This window comes from Paraburkholderia sp. BGA-UO-ETr-F12, from assembly GCF_059567945.1.
On sequence record NZ_JCAQOZ010000067.1, the window covers coordinates 276,258 to 294,853 of the forward strand.

19 protein-coding genes are annotated in these 18,596 nt (G+C 62.0%); 3 read left to right on the forward strand and 16 right to left on the reverse strand.

From position 1 onward, the window contains the following. Nucleotides 1–39 precede the first annotated feature (39 nt). On the reverse strand, nt 40–825 hold the full coding sequence (locus AC57B6_RS37760; RefSeq protein ID WP_028195167.1) for an IclR family transcriptional regulator: 786 nt from the start codon (nt 823–825) through the stop codon (nt 40–42). Nucleotides 826–952: 127 nt separating this feature from the next. On the opposite strand from AC57B6_RS37760, the gene AC57B6_RS37765 reads away from it, so the two are divergent. Together AC57B6_RS37765 and AC57B6_RS37770 are read left to right on the forward strand one after the other, a co-directional pair. After that, complete coding sequence (locus AC57B6_RS37765) at nt 953–2,296, forward strand: MFS transporter (protein WP_375791918.1); 1,344 nt, start codon at nt 953–955, stop codon at nt 2,294–2,296. Between the two features lie 4 nt (nt 2,297–2,300). Then, a complete protein-coding gene (locus AC57B6_RS37770) occupies nt 2,301–2,747 on the forward strand; it encodes a type II 3-dehydroquinate dehydratase (RefSeq protein ID WP_106354330.1) in 447 nt (148 codons plus the stop codon). Between the two features lie 360 nt (nt 2,748–3,107). Here AC57B6_RS37770 and AC57B6_RS37775 read toward each other — a convergent pair whose 3' ends face one another. The 15 genes from AC57B6_RS37775 to AC57B6_RS37845 all read right to left on the reverse strand — a co-directional run bounded on the left by AC57B6_RS37775 (nt 3,108) and on the right by AC57B6_RS37845 (nt 17,683). Next, entirely contained in the window at nt 3,108–3,326 is a 219-nt protein-coding gene (locus tag AC57B6_RS37775) for a hypothetical protein (RefSeq protein ID WP_496423255.1), read from the reverse strand. 29 nt (nt 3,327–3,355) lie between these two features. Next, on the reverse strand, nt 3,356–3,817 hold the full coding sequence (locus AC57B6_RS37780) for a MarR family winged helix-turn-helix transcriptional regulator (protein WP_028195163.1): 462 nt from the start codon (nt 3,815–3,817) through the stop codon (nt 3,356–3,358). Between the two features lie 161 nt (nt 3,818–3,978). Further along, a complete protein-coding gene (locus tag AC57B6_RS37785) occupies nt 3,979–4,692 on the reverse strand; it encodes an SDR family oxidoreductase (protein ID WP_028195162.1) in 714 nt (237 codons plus the stop codon). A 73-nt stretch (nt 4,693–4,765) separates the two neighbouring features. Beyond that, nucleotides 4,766–5,140 carry a hypothetical protein gene (locus tag AC57B6_RS37790; protein ID WP_028195161.1) on the reverse strand — a complete coding sequence of 125 codons (375 nt, stop codon included), beginning with the start codon at nt 5,138–5,140 and terminating at the stop codon, nt 4,766–4,768. 31 nt (nt 5,141–5,171) lie between these two features. After that, complete coding sequence (locus AC57B6_RS37795) at nt 5,172–6,053, reverse strand: NmrA family NAD(P)-binding protein (RefSeq protein WP_496423256.1); 882 nt, start codon at nt 6,051–6,053, stop codon at nt 5,172–5,174. A gap of 541 nt (nt 6,054–6,594) precedes the next feature. Further along, a complete protein-coding gene (locus tag AC57B6_RS37800; protein ID WP_046572429.1) occupies nt 6,595–7,527 on the reverse strand; it encodes an amidohydrolase family protein in 933 nt (310 codons plus the stop codon). 2 nt (nt 7,528–7,529) lie between these two features. Further along, nucleotides 7,530–8,852, reverse strand: coding sequence for an MFS transporter (locus tag AC57B6_RS37805; RefSeq protein ID WP_496423257.1), 1,323 nt, complete (start codon nt 8,850–8,852; stop codon nt 7,530–7,532). A 12-nt stretch (nt 8,853–8,864) separates the two neighbouring features. After that, a complete protein-coding gene (locus AC57B6_RS37810) occupies nt 8,865–10,103 on the reverse strand; it encodes an MFS transporter (protein WP_496423258.1) in 1,239 nt (412 codons plus the stop codon). Next, a complete protein-coding gene (locus AC57B6_RS37815) occupies nt 10,100–11,380 on the reverse strand; it encodes an MFS transporter (protein WP_496423259.1) in 1,281 nt (426 codons plus the stop codon). The genes AC57B6_RS37810 and AC57B6_RS37815 overlap by 4 nt, the downstream gene beginning before the upstream one ends. Continuing rightward, on the reverse strand, nt 11,377–12,423 hold the full coding sequence (locus AC57B6_RS37820) for an amidohydrolase family protein (protein ID WP_496423260.1): 1,047 nt from the start codon (nt 12,421–12,423) through the stop codon (nt 11,377–11,379). Before AC57B6_RS37820 ends, AC57B6_RS37815 begins: the two co-directional genes overlap by 4 nt. A 12-nt stretch (nt 12,424–12,435) precedes the next feature. Then, on the reverse strand, nt 12,436–13,587 hold the full coding sequence (locus AC57B6_RS37825) for a porin (protein WP_028195154.1): 1,152 nt from the start codon (nt 13,585–13,587) through the stop codon (nt 12,436–12,438). A 45-nt stretch (nt 13,588–13,632) separates the two neighbouring features. Then, complete coding sequence (locus AC57B6_RS37830; RefSeq protein WP_496423261.1) at nt 13,633–15,012, reverse strand: MFS transporter; 1,380 nt, start codon at nt 15,010–15,012, stop codon at nt 13,633–13,635. A 73-nt stretch (nt 15,013–15,085) separates the two neighbouring features. Beyond that, nucleotides 15,086–16,015, reverse strand: coding sequence for an SMP-30/gluconolactonase/LRE family protein (locus AC57B6_RS37835; RefSeq protein WP_496423262.1), 930 nt, complete (start codon nt 16,013–16,015; stop codon nt 15,086–15,088). A 22-nt stretch (nt 16,016–16,037) separates the two neighbouring features. Further along, nucleotides 16,038–16,985 carry an NAD(P)-dependent oxidoreductase gene (locus AC57B6_RS37840; RefSeq protein ID WP_496423319.1) on the reverse strand — a complete coding sequence of 316 codons (948 nt, stop codon included), beginning with the start codon at nt 16,983–16,985 and terminating at the stop codon, nt 16,038–16,040. After that, nucleotides 16,985–17,683, reverse strand: coding sequence for an RraA family protein (locus AC57B6_RS37845; protein WP_028195150.1), 699 nt, complete (start codon nt 17,681–17,683; stop codon nt 16,985–16,987). The genes AC57B6_RS37840 and AC57B6_RS37845 overlap by 1 nt, the downstream gene beginning before the upstream one ends. Nucleotides 17,684–17,849: 166 nt before the next feature. On the opposite strand from AC57B6_RS37845, the gene AC57B6_RS37850 reads away from it, so the two are divergent. Then, nucleotides 17,850–18,560, forward strand: a complete 711-nt coding sequence (locus tag AC57B6_RS37850) for an IclR family transcriptional regulator (protein ID WP_030099712.1) — start codon at nt 17,850–17,852, stop codon at nt 18,558–18,560. The last annotated feature ends 36 nt before the right edge of the window (nt 18,561–18,596 follow it).

Below are 18,596 nucleotides of genomic sequence, written 5' to 3' on the forward strand. Positions count from 1 at the left end.
CCAGTTCCTCCGCCCGGAGGGCATGAGTCCGGTCCCTCCTCATCCCTTGCCGAGGGGTGGCCGACTGGGGAATCCCGCCATATTGCTCAACTGAGCCAGCTCGTTCGCCGCCTCGCGCAGCAGTACCGAGTACTCGTGCATCTTTTCGGCGGTCAGCCGCACCCGCGGACCGGCCAAACTGATAACGCCGACGCAACGCGAACCACTTACCACGGGCACCGCCACGGCTGACATGCGGGGGGCAAACACCTCGTCGATCATCGCGTAACCACGTACGCGAGCAGCGTGGAGGAATCCCAGCAGCGCTTTGAGTGTCGTCGGCGCATTGGGTCCGAACTCATTCGGCGGTCCGAAGCCCTGCTTCAAAACCAGTGCAATCGCTTGTTCGTCGGTCATCGTCATGAGCCACGCGTGTCCAGTCGACGTGCATGAAAGTCGCGCGGCCTGGCCCATGTCGGGGTCGTAGCGGAAGCCGATGCGATGCCCGTCCGCCTTGCCCACCCAGATAATCGCTTCGCCGTCCACCAACGACAGCCGTGCCAGTTCACCGGTTTGCGCGGCGACGCGCTCGATGATCGGTTGGGCGATATCCGCGATGCCCGTGAGGCTCAAGAATTCGAGTCCGTTCGAGGTCATGCGCATTGTCAGGATGTACCGGCTGTGATCGACCAGTTGCCTGACATACCCGCTTTCAACGAGTTCAGCGAGCAGGCGGTGGCACGTGCTGCGCGGCAGGGACAAGGCGTCAGCAATGGCAACAAGGCCTACCCCTTCGCCTTGCGACGCGAGCAGATCGAGAATTTTCAGCCCGTTTTTGAGCGACACTTTCTGTCTATTTTCACAATATGAAATGGAGTTCCGGTGCGGAACAGCCTGTCTTTGTAGCGCAAACAATAGCACTTGTTCGTCGCCAGAAACGAACGTTTCAACATATCGGGAATTCGGAGACAACATGTCATTTTTTGCTGATTCAGATCTTGCCGCGGAAGAACAGTCCGCGCAGGCTCACTTGATGGCGCGCCGGGCGGTGGCAGGCGCAACCGTCGGCACTGCGCTCGAATGGTTCGACTTCGCACTGTATGGCGTGGTCGCGGCCACGATCTTTCCAAAGCTGTTTTTCCCGTCGCTGGACCCGACCGCCGCGCTGCTGGCGTCACTGGCTAGCTTTTGGGCAGGACTGGCCGCTCGCCCGCTCGGCGCGGTGATCTGCGGGATGCTCGGTGACCGTTGGGGACGGCGCAAACTGATGCTTATCACCGTGTCGGTGATGGGCGCGTCATCGTTCCTTATGGGGTTGCTGCCCACTTACCACCAGGTCGGCATCCTCGCGCCGACTTTGCTGGTGTCGCTGCGCATCATTCAGGGTTTCGCGCTTGGCGGTGAATCGACGGGCGCGCAGCTGATGGCGGTGGAGCATGCGTCTGTTCACCGACGTGGTTGGTATTCAGGTCTGCTTGGCATTTGCTCGCCACTGAGCCAGATTCTCGCCAATTTCTCGCTCTTTACGCTGGCCGCGTTGCTTTCGTCGGACGACTTCGATTCCTGGGGATGGCGAGTCCCGTTCCTCGCAAGCTTTGTCCTGGTGCTGCTGGGCATCTACATCCGCAGGAAGGTCAGCGAGACGCCGGCCTTCGAGGCGCTCAAGCAGACTGGCGTTCCCACACGCGCGCCCAATCCGCTTGGCACCGTCTTCAGATACCACTGGCGCACCGCGCTTCGCCTGACGCTGTTCTTCTGCGGCCCGGCCGCGCTGTTTTATCTGATCGTGGTTTTCTCGCTCAGCTACCTGACGAAACACCTCGGCGTACCCAGGCAGACGGGTTTCATGCTGCTAATGGTGGCAAATGTCTGTGCCATCGTGGGGGCGTTGGCGGGCGGCTATCTGAGCGATCGGATCGGACGCAAACGTGCGCTCATGATCGGCTCGTTCTGCACGCTGATCTGCTGCCTGATCTACTTCCCGATACTCAACCAGAACTCAATCGTCATGACCATGGCCGTGATGGGCGTATTCCTCGGCTTCACACAGTTCCAGAGTGGCATCCAGCCGGTCTGGTTCGCCGAGTCCTTTCCGACCGACGCGCGCTACACGGGCTCCGCACTGTCGTACTCGGGAGCCAACCTGCTCACGGGCGGCCCGATGCCGATCGTCGCCGTGGCGTTGCTCAATGCCTTTAACGGTTCCCCGTGGGCCATCGTAGCGGTTTGCGGCTCGCTGAACCTGATTTCCTTCCTGATGATCGCAATATCCCAGGAAACCAAAGGCACGTCCCTGGAACGCTCTTCTACACATTGATACCATGACTCGCAAACTCTACATCCTCAATGGCTCCAATCTGAACATGCTGGGCGCAAGGGAGCCTCACATTTACGGCACCACCACGCTCAAGGACATCGAAGAGAACTGCCTGACGCTGGCCGACACGCTTAAGTTCGACTGCGTATTCCGTCAGACCAACAGCGAAAGCGTGCTGATCGACTGGATCCAGGAAGCGTTCCTGCAGGACGCGGCGTTGATCATCAACCCGGCTGGCTTTTCGTTCGGTCGGATTCCGGTGCTCGACGCAGTCAAGCTCATCCGCCGGCCCGTAGTGGAATTGCATATCACCAACATCCACCAGCGTTCCGAAGAATATCGTCACTCGACCATCTCGGTGGCGGCGACTGCGGTGATCTGCGGAGCTGGTGCGAACGGATATTTGCTAGCGATCCGCGCGATTGACGATCTGTGGGGCAACCCGACTTGAGCCTGCCCCTCACTTCATGAACCACGCGGGCTCCGCGACGAGGCCCGCTTCGGCCGACATTTGCGTGTCGGGCATCGGGCAGGACTTCGAGCGGACCAGCCGTCCGAGTGACCATCGCATTGCTCTGGCGAGTGGCCGAAATTGGCCGGCAAGCGTCCGCTCGCCGGCTAGTTGCCGTCAGACCTCGGTCTGCTCCTTGGTATCGAGCTGAACCGGTCGTTGCGTCTTGCGCTGCGTTACCGTTGCCCGCGATCCGACGTGGGCTATCAATTGCGAGAGTGGACATAGCCAGCTCGCGAATGTTCGAAGACATTTGGACGCTTATGCAGCTCTAGTGGAGATGTGCGTCACGTGAGACGTTTAGCTTTCAAAGCTCGCGCCAGGCAGCAGGTCGCCCACGTTGGGAATGTCGAGACCAGGCAAGAGACGGCGGCCGATGTCAGCCAGACCGGTTCCAATGGCGGTATGCGGTTTCCGCCTGGCGACCTCGGCTAGTGCCTGCGTGAACGCTTTCTTGAACGCGAGCCGCGGATGGAGCGCAAGGGTATCGTCGATGAGCTGGGGAGAAATCTCGTCCATCCGAGGGCAGCCGCAATGCATCCGGAGGCTTAGTCTTGCGACGAGCGCATCGACACGTCGCCGATGACCACCCCTCTCAACCCCTCCCGCAACGCCGTAACATTGTCCACTCCGTTCAGTTGCTCGAACTCCCGTTGCGCTGCCTGCCAGAGAGGCGCTGCCCTTTCGTGCAGACGCCGTCCCTCCTCGGTGAGTTCGACAAGGCGGCTACGGCCGTCGGTGGGCGAGGGCTTGATCGTGACGAAGCCGTCGCGTTCCAGGAAGCCAACCATTTTTCCCATAGCCGTTCGTTCGATATCGAGCCGTTCGGCAAGGGCGTTGACCGGGGTACTTCCCACCTCGTTTAGGGCGGCCAGGGTGAGGAATTGCGTGATGCGCAGACCCGCCGGCTCGAGATGGCTGTCGTAGAGTCGTGAGATTTGCCTGCTTGCTTTCCTGACGGCGAAGCAGTTGCATTGATCGATTCCAAGCGGCTGATTGACCGGCAACATCTGTTTCACTCCTGATTTTGGTTAATTGCGCGGACGCTGCGCGCGCGTCGCGCGAATATACTGCGGTATGTTTCGATGAAACCGGGAGCGACAGCGCTGGCATACGGCGGCCTGCGCACCTTATGTCTCGCTGCCGAAACCGACCGGTGTCATCTCGGTGTTCAAAGCCCTGCAGGCGGTGTGATGTAGCCGGGTATCTCGGCCGCAAGCGTGCTCTTCAGCACCGCTGTCCCCTCGTCGGCCATAACCTCGCTCTTGCCGGCGGCGAGAGCGTCGTAGGTCTGTCGCACCACGTCCTCGGGACTGGCCTTCGGCACGTCAATGCCGTTGGTCAGATCGGTATCCACGAACCCGACGTGCAGGCCCAAAACCTGGATGCCACGCTCGTGCAGGTGAAAGCGAAGCTGGTTCGTGTAACTCCAGGCTGCGGCCTTCGATGCGGCATACGGTGTCAGATAGGGTCGCGGAAGCCACACGATGTCGGAAAGCACGTTGATGATGGCAGCATGCGGCTGGGCTGCCAATATCTGTTCGAAGGCCTGTGTGACGCGCATGACGCCGTAGTAGTTGGTATCGAACATGCGGGCGGATTGCGCTTCCACGTCGGCCGCCAAAGGCCCGTCGATCAGCGCGGCAATGCCCGCGTTGTTGATCAGCACGGTCGTATCCGCCGCCAGTTTCGCGGCCTCGGCGATCGACGCCGTATCCGTGACATCGATCCTGACCGGCACAATGCCCGACTCGTCGAAACCGCTGGTGTTGCGCATGCCTGCGTATACTTTCGCCGCGCCGCGCCGACGTGCCTCTCGTGCAAAAGCCAGGCCCAAGCCACGATTGGCACCGGTGATGAAGACGGTAGCGTTCCTGATATCCATGACAAGCTCCTTTTTCAAAAGCCGCAGACGGGGGAGAGTCAACTCCCGCCACTAGCCTGCGGGTGCCTCTGGTTCATAGAAAGATGTTTTCTGGCAACTGCTTCGAAAGCGCCTCACGCAGGCGCGTGGCGAGAGTCAGTACAGCGCCAAGCGGGCTCATCCGCACGCTGACTCGCGGCACCGAGCCGTCGGCGTTGCGGTCGACAACCACGACCGCGCTCAGCGCCTCGCCACTCGTCAGAACGGCCTCGTATTCCAGAAAAAGCCGCGAGCCGACGGCTTGAACGAACGTTGGCGTCTGTGAGACGTAGAAGGTTCCAACGGCGCCGACGGCGAGCCTGATTTCGTCGCGCCCGATAACGGGAGCGCGCAACACCGAGCTGACCAGCTCAGCGTCGGCCGTCAGATCATCGAGAAACGGGTGACGCTCAGGTTGGGTGGGTGACATTTTCAAACCTCGATTCGCTTTAAGGACGTGTTCACACGAATGCGGCCCGATTCCTGGCAATGAACTGCTGGACCGAGAGCGGCGGCTGCCCAGTGATCTTCTCGACGGCATCGTTGGTGCTTGAAAAGATGCCGTCGCGGTAGTTCTGCGCAACTTCGACCAGATGCTGCGTGAGGAACGGCGGAAACTTGTAAAGGGTTTCCATCTTGATCCGGAATTCCTCAATGGATGCTGGGGCATATTCGATCCGGGCACCGAGAACCTCGCTCATCGCGGCTGCGATCTCGACGTGGTTCATCTCGACGGGGCCGTGGAGCATGTAGGTCTTGCCCTCGTGGCCTTCGGGGTTGGCGAGGAGATGGGCGATCACGCGTCCCTGATCGTCGCTGGCGATGGGGGCGTGACGGCCGTTGCTGAAGGGAAATTCAATTTTCTTCGTGGCCCAGATTTCCCTCGCGAAATGCGGATAGACGAGCCAATCGGCAAAGAAGGTGGGACGCAAATGCGTAGTCGCGACACCCGACCAATCGAAGACCCGTTCGGAAACCCAGTGATCCTGTGCCGCGTGGCTCGCCGACTCCCGGCGTGCAGAAATCTGCGACATGTTGACGATCGCCGTGACGCCCGCTTCCTTTGCTGCCTGCGCGAAATAGGCCGCGGCCCCGATGATTCCCGGCGCGATTGGATGAAGGAAATACGCCGACCGGATGCCTTCCATCGCTGCCCGGATGTCGTCGATGTCGGTGAAGTCCCCGACCGCAACATCGACACCGCGCCGCCTCAGGGCTGCCGCCCGATCGTCATCTGTGCGCACATAGGCCCGCACGCGTTTGCCCATCTTGAGCAGTTCGTCAATGGCAAAACCTCCGGTCCGCCCGGTCGCACCGCTTACAAGAATCTCAGCCTCGTTCATCGCTTTTCTCCATTCGAAAGTGAGAGCATATGCTCTCTTGTGTTGGAGGTTAGGAGCATATGCTCTTATTGTCAAGGTTTTTTTTGGGGTTCGCGTGCCACGGATAACAGCACGACTGGTTCAACTGGCGGCATTGGCAGCGAACATCGACGGATGCCGCGGGGCAGAGGCGTCGATATAGCCCTTGCTTACCTGGATCGCGGAATGTCCAGTGTCTGCTCACCTCGGGAAGAGACGGGACCGCGCGAATTGACGAAGCGATTTCCTGTGGTTTGGCAAGGGCGCCGGAGATCATCAGCGAGGGCCGCGAGTATTCGATCTGCCCGCAGATTCGTGCCAGGCGCAAACCGCAAATATCCGTTCGCGCTAGTCATTACTAACAATGCGCTGACCGACGATGTGACCGGTCAGCTAGATGTGTAAGGGGCCGCTACTGTCTTTGGAGCTGACTTTTGAGTCTCCATCCGCGGTCGCTAAAGCGATGCATGTTTCGACTCGGTATATTGCCGTTGATCCCTCTTTTCGTGACATCTTCGCCGGGCTATGCGAATCCGTACAACTTCGTAGGGTTAGTGACGAATATCAGATGCTGCCAATCCGGCCGCCCGATCCAATCCGCGATCGTGTCCAGCAAGCTTGCATCATCCGGCTTATGAGTCTTCTCCGTCGGATGAGGCCAGTCGGTACCCCACAGCATCCGCTCCGGCGCCATCTCGATCAGCGCTTTCGCGACAGGTGCCACGTCTTCGTATGCTGGCGCGCCCGCCTTGCTGTCGACGTACGGCCCCGACAACGTGATCCATGTATTGCCTTTGTCGACAAGGCGCCGCGCGGTGCGCAAAGCGTCCGACGACAGGCCGCCCGGTTGCGGAACATGCGCGATATGGTCGATGACGAGCGGGCAGGGCAGTGCCGACAAATGCGGCTCGAGCACCGGCAGTCGCGCGCCCTGCACAACCAGTTCGATATGCCAGCCGAGATTGGCTATGCGCGCGGCAAGTGGCGTAAGCATGTCGAGCGTCGTGGCGCCCGGATAGCTCAGGTTGAAGCGGATCGCGCAAATGCCGCCTCGATCCAGATTCTGCAGTTCCGCATCGGTCACGGAACTGTCAATAACGGCAACGCCGCGCGCGTTGCCGCCGAACTGCCTGACGGCTTCGAGCGTACAGCGGTTATCCGTTCCATACGTCGACGGGGTGACAACCACGTTGCGCTTCACCCCGAGGCGCGTCTGCAAAAGCCGGTACTGCGCGACTGTCGCATTCGGCGGACGCAGGGTCGTGCCCGGTGCAACCGGGAAGCGATCGTCGTAGATATGCATGTGACAGTCGATGGCGCCTTCGGGCAACCTGAACGTTGGCCGATCCGTGCCGCCCGACCACGTCTCTTCCGCGTTTGCCAATTCAGGCATCGCCGCGGACATGAGTGCAACGCCCGCGAACTGGAGGAACTCGCGTCTCGTGGAAACAGCCATGATCAGATGGTCCCCGTCTTGCTAACCAGACGGTTTGCCGAACCGTTGCGAGTCAACAGCAACAAGGTCGCGACGCTGACGAGCGTGAGGATGGCGAGTGGCATCAACGCCAGCGCATAGCTTCCCGTCGCCTCCTTCACCCATCCGTATACGTTCACCATCAGTCCGCCGCCGAGCAGATTTGCAATCGCGTTGACCGTCGCGAGGCCTGCCGCCACGGTACTGTTGGACAGCATGTCTGTCGCGAGCGCCCAGAATGGCCCCTTGAACGAATAGGCGCCCACGAGCACCGCGCACAGCATGCAGACCGTCGGTACAAGCGAGCCGCTCAGCGACGTCGCGAACAGACCCACACCGATCAGCAGCATCGGTACTACCGTGTGCCAGCGCCGCTCGCCGACCCGGTCCGAGCGGCGGCCCCAGTACACCATCAGGATGGAAGCGACCGCGTACGGTACGGAGTTCAGCAAGCCTGTCTGCATGACAGACAACCCAAACGACTTGAGCAGTTGCGGCTGCCACACGGACAGCGTGCTGCCTGCCGCCGACGCACACGTATCGACGAGTGCGAGACACAACACATAGCGATTGCGGAACAGTTGTGCGAGCGGCAGCGACGGCACTTTCTTCGGAGCCTTCTGCTCGCTGACGAGCGCATTGACGAGCCACATCCGCTCGTCATCGTCGAGCCATTTCGCGTTCTCCGGCTTGTTGGCCAGCATCAACAGACACGCGACACCGAGCAGCACGGTCGGGACGCCTTCGAGAATAAACAGCCAGTGCCAGCCGCGCAGGCCCCAGAAGCCGTCCATCTGCAGCAGCAACGCCGAAATCGGTGAGCCGATGAAGCTCGCGGCGGGAATGGCGACCATGAACGTCGCGACGATACGAGCGCGATACGAGGCCGGAATCCAGTACGACATATACAGCAGCACGCCAGGGAAAAAGCCCGCTTCGGCGGCGCCGAGCAGAAAACGCAGGACATAGAACGACGTCGCGTTATGCACGAACGCGGTCGCCGCCGACACGATGCCCCACGTAATCATGATCCGCGCGATCCAGATACGCGCGCCGTACTTTTCCAACGCAAGATTGCTCGGCACTTCGCAAAGGAAGTAGGAAATGAAGAACAGGCTGCTGCCGAAGCCGAACACCTTCGCCGACATGCCAAGATCATGATTCATCTGCAGCGACGCCATGCCCACGTTGCCCCGGTCGATAAAGGCAAGCAGATAGCACACCATCAAAAAGGGAACGAGGCGCCAGACGACCTTTCGTATCGTCCGGCGCTCGATCGGGGACTTGTCCATAAATCCAGTTTGCATCGTTGTCTCCGTTTATTGTGCGCCTGCGCGCTGATTCGTGAATCGTTGCCATGCAATGACGGCGATGACCCCGCCGGCGAGCACCACCGCCATGGCTGCAAATGTGTGTCGTACGCCCAGCGCTTCGGGCGCGGTCCCGACGAGCAGGTAGCCGAATGGCATCGTGCCGTTGTAGGCCATCCCGTACATGCCGACGAGCCCGCCGCGCACATGTTCCGGGCATTGCCGCTGGATGGTCGCGTTCGTCGACGTGGCTGCGAACGTGAGGCTGAAACCGAGTGCGTAAAACGCCGGCACCGTGGCTGCCGCCTCGGATGTCGCGGCGAGCGACGCGAGCGCGCCGACGGCCGTCCACGGCGCCCACGCGATGAATCTTCGCGACGCCCACGTGCCGATCGCTGAAGAAAGCAGTATTGCGGCGCTCAGCGAACCCGCGCCCGCGCACGCGAAGAACACGCCCGTAAAGCGCGCCGCGTCGTGAAACCCCTGGTCCGCGAGCAGCGGCACGAGTGTCTGGTAACTGCCGGCGAACAAACCGATGCACGCAAGAATGGGCAGATAGCGCGCGGAAAACGCATCGGACATCACGTAGCCGACTGCGTCGCGCAGGCTGCTGTCCGCGCGCGCGGGCCGAGCCGCCGAGGCCGTTCTGATGGAACGCACGCAGGTCGCCATGAAGCAGAGCGCCACCGCATAAATCACAAACGATGTTCTCGGTCCGAGCGTCGGATAGACGAAACCGGCAATCGTCGGACCGACCATCCGGCCGACGTTGTAGACCATCGTGTTCATCGCCACGGCGTTTGACGTATGCGTCGGATCTTCGAGACTCGTCAGCAGCAGAACCTGGCGCGCGGGCGTCTCAACGGCGCTCGATACGCCGATGGCGAGCGCATGCGCGAGTATCAGCTTCACGCCGAGCACGCCGACCAGCGACAGCGTGAAGAGACTGGCCGTCAGCACCAGCGACGCCGTGAGTACGCACAGCGTCGCGCGCTTCGCATTGGCCGAACTGATCCGCGAGCCGGCGATCGGTGCGACGATCAGTTGCGGTCCGTACAGCAAAAAATTGAGCAGCGCGAGAATGGCCGCCGACCCCGACAGGTGATACACGAGCAGATTCAGCGTGACGTTCTGCGTCCAGCTACCGAGCACGGACGCGACCTGTCCGCTCAGATAGCGTCGCAGCGACGCCTCGGCAAGCGCCGGAAACAGTCTGCTGACGAAACCGGTTTGCGCGACCATGCTCATGACAACGCCTTGCCGCGCGTTTCGGGTGCGAAGAACACGACGACGGCGGCGGCGACAAACGCGACGATGGTCGTCGCGAGTCCGAGCACGAATCCGCCAGACGTCGATGCGAGCGCGCCGATGATCAACGGCGCGATGAAGCCACCCAACCGGCCGCCGTTATACGCGAGGCCCATCAGAAATCCGCGCGACGCAGTATTGCCGATGATCTCCGCGAGGAACGGACCGGCTCCCGCAAAAATACCGTTGACGCTGAAGCCGGTCAGGAAAATCGCGACCATGAGCAGCAGCGCATTCGATGACACGATGTACACGCCCACGGCGGCAGCGCCAACGAGCAGGTAGGCCAGAAACATGGGCCGTCGGCCAAGCCGGTCGACGAAAACCGAGAACAGCAGGAAACCGGTGATCGCGCCGAACTGCAGCGCAAGCACGAACTTCAGGCTATGCACGAAGTCGAGATGCTTCACCGTGACGAGGAACGTCGGTGTCCACGTAAAGACGCCCCAGTACAGGTACTGCAGAAAGAAGATGAAACCGAATGCCGTCAGCAGTCCGCGTACGTTGAGCTTGTCGCCGCTAGCCGCCGCAGTGCGCTGTATCGACGCCTTCGCGTGCTTGCGCTCCAGCCAGATCGGCGATTCAGGCGTTTTTCGCGTGACCCAGAAGAGGATAAAGAACGGCAGGGCACCGATCAGAAACAGCAGGCGCCAGCTATTTCCGCCGAGCCCATTGTTCACGCCGCTGACCACACCAGAGACGGTGATCGCGAGGATTGCGCCGATGGGCAAGCCCATCTGCATCAGCGCGCCGCCCTTGCCGCGCCGGCTCGCGTGCCATGTCTCGGCGATCAGCGCGGCGCCCGCCGTCCAGGTGCCGCCCATGCCCAACGCGCCGAAGAAGCGCAACGTCGCGAACCAGTGCTCGTTCGGCGCAAATGCAAGCAGACCCGAGAACAGCGAATAAATGCCAACGCAGAGCAACGCGGTTCGCACGCGCCCCAGCCGGTCCGACACATATCCGAACAGAATCCCGCCGACGATCTGCCCGGCCGCCGTGATGCTTGTGAACAGACCGAGTTGCGCCTTGCTCAAGCCGAACTGAAGGGCGAGCGTCGGCAGCAGAAGCGAAAGCAGGAACGAGTCGTAGCTTTCGAACGTCCAGCCGAGTCCCGCAAGTGTTAGCGAACGCCACTCGGTACCTGTGATATTCCTGACTCCCCTGGCATCCGCAGCGTCCTCGAATTCGGTTGCTGCAATCGTTGGACTCGTCTTCATGTGTTGTCTCCGGCAATCGCGAGGCGATAGGTTGCCGCCGCAGTCCGGCTGAACAGGGCGGCTTTTTCATTGGCGGACATCGCGGACGCGAGTCGTTTGAAGGCGTTCCACAGCACGCCGTAACTGAACATCCCTTTGTCGACCGGAAAGTTGCTTTCGAACATGCAGCGATTCACGCCGAACAGTTCGACGCAGGTGTCGAAATACGGCCGCCATGCAGAGGCCAGTTCCTCGGACGAAGGCGGCACTTCGCGCGCGGCGAAGTCGAAGCCGAATACGTTCATGCCCGCGCCGCCGAGCTTGATGCGCGTGTTGGGCAAACTCGCAAGGCGCGCGAGTTTTTGCTGCCATTCGGCGTGAACCGCCGCGCGTTGACCGGCGTGCGGACCCACGCCCAGCGGTCCGCCAAAATGATCGATGACGACCGTCACGTGATCCGCAGCACGCGCGAGTTCATACAGATCGTCGAGTTGCGTGTGATAGACCCATGCGTCAAGCGCAAGCCCGAAGCGGCCGAGCGCCCCGACACCTTGCCGGAAAACCGGATTCGTCATCAGATCGCGCGGCGGCGTCACGGGGCTCGAACTCACTTCCGGGCTCGCATGCCACGCGAGCGGATTACGGATGCCACGAAGGCGTCCGCCGGATACCTGCAACATCGCTTCGAGCACCGCATCGAGTTCCGCACCAAGCATCAGATCCGCACCGCCGACGATCGCTTCGCAGCAGCGCGCCCGTCCGTACGCGCCGCTCGCGAACATCGCGGCGATGCCGTTGGCGAACTCCACTTCGCCAACGGGCTTCATCGCCTCGGGACCGTCCTCGCGCAGCATCGAACGGCATTGCACGTAGACCGTCGACACGACCCGGTGCCCGCTCGCCACGTCGTTGCGGAATTCGTCCGCGAGGTACCGCCCGGTCTGGCGGTCCCACAGATGATGATGCGCATCGACAATCGGCAGATCAGGCTCGAGAACAGGCTCCTTTCGCAGGGCAAGCCACTTTTCTCGAACCGGCAGATGGGGCGCATGGACTATCTGCACAACGCCCTCCCGTCAGAACTTCTGGCGCATGCCAATCGTGATGCCCGTCTGGTTATATCCGGGCGCGACCGTACCGTAGCCATTGACGCCCAGCGTGGATTTGTCCTTGTTGTGAGCGAAGCCCGCGGTTGCGTAAAGATCAGTGCGCTTCGACAGGAAATAGTCCGCGCAGAGCACCGCGAGCCATGGGTCGGCACCCGTCGAATGCACGTCCTGGTAGTAGCCGGTGGCCGTCACAACGAAAGCGGGCGTCACGTTGTACTGCGCACCCGCCCAGTAGAGGTTTGCAGCGCTGGCTTGCGAGCCGTTTGCAACGACGATCGGGTTCACGGGCAGGAACGCATTTGACGCACGCAGATAGCGATAGCCCGCGAAGCCTTTCACGGGTCCGATTACATACGAAGCCGCTGCCGTTGCGCGACGCTCGGTGCCCGTGTTGGTCGCGATCGTGTTGCTGTTGCGCTGCTCGTACGACACGCTCGCCGCGAACGGGCCTTGCGCATAGGTCACGGCCCCACTGAAAAAGCGCCCCGTGATTTCCGCGCCCGGCACTTCGGCGCCGTAGCCCGTGTCGTAGCGCGTGCTATACATCGCCTGCGCGGTCAGCGGGCCGAACACGCCCGTGTACTTCGCCGAGTTGTCGATGCGTCCGGCCATCGCGTAGTCGAGCGACAGCGCGGAGTAGCGCGACGATGCGCCCATCGGATCGAACGCAACGGCCTGTTCGTAGAGCAGCGAGTTCTGCCGGCCGAACGTCAGTTGCTGACCTTTGTACGAAAGACCGACCCAAGCCTGTCGGCCAAACAACCGGGTGGTCGTTGCAGCGTTAGCGCCGAGACCTTTAGTTGATTGAGCGGTCGTGCCGTCATTGATGTTGAAACCGCTTTCCAGCTGGAAAATGGCCTTCATGCCGCCGCCGAGATCTTCAACGCCCTTCAGTCCCCAGCGGGAACCGGACAGGTTGCCCGACACTTCGCGCGTTTGTGCGCCGCCAGCGCTCGTATTGTTGATGTGCTCGATCCCAACGTCGGCAATCCCGTACAGCGTGACGCTGCTTTGCGCATGTGCAGCGCCGCAGGTCAGACTGACGCCTGCGGCAGCGACTGCGCCGAGCATGAAACGGACGTTCGTGTTGACGTTGTGGCTGGCTTTTTTGAACAGCATGGAGTCTCCAAACAGAGTTTTATGGATTGGTTTTGAATGCGTGGATCAAACTTTGTGGGCCGACGGCGCTTCGCCTGCGTCGGCGCCGGGATCACCGAGCCAGGCGATGGTGAGCGCGCCGAGCAGCAGCACGCCCGACACGGCGAGCAGCGGCACGGTGAACCCGCCTGAGAGTTGCTTGAGCGCGCCGATCATCGACGGACCGACGAAGCCGCCGAGGTTGCCAACCGAGACGATGAGCGCGAGGCCCCCGGCCGCGGCCCGTCCCGTGAGAAAGCCGGACGGAATGGCCCAGTAGGTCGCCTGGAAAGCGAGGATGCCGCTCACCGTGAAACAGAGTGCGATCAGCTTCAGCACGGGCGCGTCGATGAAGGTGCTTGCGCACAGCGCGGCGGCCGCCACGACCAGCGCACCGGCCACATAGGGAATACGGTTTTGCGAGCGATTCGCGACGCGCGCCCACCAGAGCATCGCGACTGCGCCGATTGCATAGGGAATCGCCGTGAGCCAGCCCACTACCGTGTGCGTGACGCCGAATTGCTTGATGATTTGCGGCATCCACAGGCCCACACCCAGCGACCCGACGATGCCGCAGAAGTTGACGAACGCGAGCACGAACACGCGCCCGTTGGTCATCGCGTCGCGCAGCGTGCTGCCGTGACGTGCGCCGATGTCGCCCTGTTCAAGCGCAAGACGCTTCGCCAGAGACGACTTCTCTTCATCGGTGAGCCATTTTGCTTTTTCGGGGCGGTCGGCCAGCACGAACAGACAGGCGATGCCGAGCAACACGGCCGGTCCGCCTTCGATCAGCAGCAACCACTGCCAACTGCGCAGGCCATGCAGGCCGCCGAGTTCGAGCAACGCGCCCGAAACGGGAGAGCCGATCATATTCGCGACGGGGATGCCGACCAGGAACGCAGCCGTCACTTTCGCGCGCCACTTGCCCGGGAACCAGTGCGTGAAATACAGGTAGATCCCGGGCGTGAAGCCCGCTTCGGCGATCCCAAGCAGAAAGCGGGCGGCGGCAAAGCTCTTTGGGCCGACGACGAACGCAGTCGCCATCGAAAAGAGACCCCACGTGATCATGATGCGTGCGATCCACACCCGCGCCCCGACCTTATGCATGATCAGGTTGCTCGGAATCTCGAACAGGAAATAGCCGATAAAGAACAGTCCTGCCCCGAAGCCGAACTGTTCGGACGTCAGACCGAGGTCCTTGTTCATCGTCAGCGCGGCGAACCCGACATTGGTCCGGTCGAGATAGCTGATGACATAGCAGATGAAGATGAACGGCAGGATTCGCCGGAACGCCTTGGCGAGCGTGCGCTCACTGGCCGCGTAGTCCTCGCTGGCGATGCCGGCGACGGGCGGCGTTTCTGTCTGGCGCGTGGCACCGTCGGCGCGCAGGGTGTGCGACATGGTCATGCTTGCTCCTCCATCGCGCTTCTGTCGGCGCAAATGTATTGATGTATCGCGGGCGTTCGCGCCCGCTGCGCCATCAGACGGTTCGCCCGGCCTGCTTCGGAAGCGGCCCCGCAACCGTCATTTCAGCTTTGAGAACCGTTCCCGAAACGGACTCGGTCATGAACAGCGTCTTCATGTCCGCGCCGCCGAAACAGAGATTCGTGAGCGAAGCGCCTTCCGGGCTCGTCAGAATTTCGACGGGTTCAGCGCGATGGTTCAGCACCCACGCGCGACCAAGCCCCGGATTCGCGACGAAGAGTCGCCCTTGCGTGTCGATGGTCAGTCCGTCCGGACCGCTCGGGCCATACGACGTGAAGAACTGCCCGACCTTACTGACGGAACCATCCGCCTGAAGCGGCACGCGCCACACGCAGTTGCCGCGCGTCATACCGACAAAGAGAATCTTCTCGTCGGGCGACAGCACGAGTCCGTTGGGACTCGGGCAGTTGCCGAGCAGCAAGTCGAGCTTGCCGTCCGCGGACAGCCGGTACACACGGCCCGTCGGATCGTGCAGTCCCGTTTGCCCCTGATCGGTGAAGTACAGGTTGCCGTTCGAATCGAACGTGAGATCGTTCACGCCCCGGAAGCGCTCGGAATTGCGCCGCTCGAGAAACGGGCGCACTTCGCCGCGCGCGATATCGAGCAGCATCAGGCCGTTGCGATAGTCGGTGATGAGCAGATGCGCATCGTCGAAGCGCTTCATTCCGTTCGGCTCGCCGTCGTATTGCACGACGAGTTCCCACTCGCCCGACGCCGAAATCCGGAAAATGCGGCCATGCGGGATGTCCGTGACGAACAGATAGCCCGCCGGGTCCCACACGGGGCCTTCGAGAAACGAGTCCGTGGCGAGGCCGCCGCGATTGGCGCGCGCCCAATCGGTCTGGACGTCGGCTTTGCGGAATTTGTCCGGCATACGCGTGAAGACTTCCGCGGTGCGTACTTCGGGCGAGAGGAGATAGAACATGATGGAGCTTCTCGTGCGGCCGTCAGGCTGCGTTGCGGGCGTGTTCCTCGACGACGGCGAGAACATTGGCGGCGGCGCCCTTACCCATGTTCACGTACGCGGCATCGCTCACGCCGCCGATATGCGGCGACAGGATCGCGTTCGGGATCTGCTGGAACGGATGCGGGTGCGTTATCGGTTCGACGTCGAAGCTGTCGAGACCGGCAAAGCGCAACTGACCGCTGGCGAGCGCCTCGGCGAGCGCCGCTTCGTCGATCAGACCGCCGCGTGCGGTGTTGACGAGAATTGCGCCGCGCCTGAATCGCGCCAGCGTGTCGCGGTTGAGCATCCGGCGGTTTTCCGCTGTCAGCGGGCAGTGCAGCGAGACGATGTCGGAAGCGGCGTACAACTCGTCGAGCGACACCAGCTTCACGCCGGCGGGCGCTTCCTTCGCATACGGATCGAACGCGAGCACGTTCATGCCGAATGCCGCGCCGATCGCTGCGACGCGCCGGCCGATCGCGCCCAGTCCGACCAGGCCGAGGGTCCGCCCGTCCAGTTCGACGGACTTGTGCGTGGATTTGTCCCAGTGGCCTTCGCGCATGCGTGCATCCAACTGCGGCACCGACTTCGCGCACGCGAGAATCAGCGCCCATGCATGCTCCGCGACGGCGGCCGCGTTGGCGCCAACGGCGGCGCGCACCGCGATACCGCGCGCGGCCGCCGCTGCCTGATCGATCACGTCGATGCCGCTGCCATGCTTGGAAATCACCTGGAGGTTTTCGGCGGCATCCATGATGCGGGCGCTCACCTTGCCGTATCGGACGATGATCGCCACCGGCTTGTGCTGCTCACAGAGCGCCACGATGTCGTCTTCGGTCGGCTGCTTGCCCGCGAATACGACGTCGAATTGGGTCAGCATATCGAGCGCTTGCGGCGCGAGATCGGCAGCCGTCACGAGGACGACGGGTTTATGCGAGGCCGTCTCCATCACAGCGCCTCGCCTTCGGCCAGCATGCCCGTTGCACGCAGTTCTTTCTCGACCCAGCCCGGACGCACGTCGCCCCTGTGAATCGCCGCGATGCGCGCCGTTTCCATGTCGAGCTTTTTCTGCGCGAGATCGATGATGCGTGCGACGTCGTTACGCGGAATCACGACTACGCCGTCCGCGTCGCCAACGATGAGATCGCCCGGGTTGATGGCCGTGTTGCCGGCCGAAATTAGCGTGTTCACGAGGCCCGCGACGCTTTTGGTCGGGCCGCAGGGATTCAGGCCGGCCGCGAAGATCGGGTAGCCGCCGTTGGCCAGTTCGTGCGCATCGCGTACGGCGCCGTCGATGACGATGCCCGCGATACCGCTCGCCTTTGCCTGCGCGGCCATGATTTCGCCGATCAGCGCGCACGAGAGATCGCCCTTGCCGTCGACGACGATCACGTCGCCCGGCTTCGCGATGGACAGCGCGGCGTGAATGGCGAGGTTGTCGCCGGGACGCACTTCGACCGTGACGGCCGGACCTGCGACTTTCATCGTCGGCGACAACGGCTTGACCCGGCCATGCAGCGTGCCGCGACGGCCAGCGACGTCAGCGAGGATAGCGGCCTGAAAGCGCGCGGCCGCCTGGACCAGTTCTGGCGACACCCGTTCGATATTGCGATTGATAGCGGAAGAACCTGCAGGATTGGTGCTCATGGATTTCACCTCAGCTCGGGAAGTTGTACGGTGTACAACGATGGTGTACAGAATGAAATCACTATAGCCAGCAGGGGCGCGCCAAGCCACTAGCGTTTACCCTTTTACGGTATAAACCAGTGTTTTACTGTGTACAATTTCGGGAAACGAATTGCGGGAGGTAGGAATGGGAAACGAAGGAGTTGTCGCAGTCGAGAAGGCGCTTTCGCTGCTGGACTGTTTCAAGCCGGGGGCGGAATCACAGTCACTGGCGATGCTTGCGCAAGCATCCGGCATGCACAAGACGACGGTCTATCGACTGATGAACTCGCTGGAGCGGATGGGCTATGTCGTGCGCGCTCAATCCGGCAACTATTCGCTCGGTCATCGCGTGCTGTACCTGGGCAAGCTGTACGAGCAGTCCTTCCATCTTTCCACGGTGGTGGAACCGGCGCTGCATGCACTCGCCGCGGTGACGAAAGAAAGCGCATCGTACTACGTTCACGACAACGGGCAGCGGCTGTGCCTGTTTCGGGTCGAGCCATCCGAAGGTCTGCGTGAAACGCGGCTCGCCGGAACGGCGCTGCCGCTCGACGACACGGCCATTAGCCAGGTGATCCGTTTCTGGGGACTCGGTGAACCGATCTACGACAAGCCGCCGGCACTGCCCATGTTCACCGCGGGTGCGCGCGACGTGCACACAGCAGCGTTCGCTCTACCGATCTTCGGCGCCGGGGACAAGTTCATGGCGGCGCTGACGCTTTCCGGTCCCGCGTCGCGGCTCAGCGCGGCGCACACGTCGGGCGAGTTGGATCGGCCGCAACTGGATGCGGCCGCTGATCTGTCCCGGAAGCTCGGCGCCAGTGTTGCATTGTGCGAGAAGATCTACGCCATTTGATCCTCGCGTCGGCGGACGGTGGTTTCCGCTGCGCGG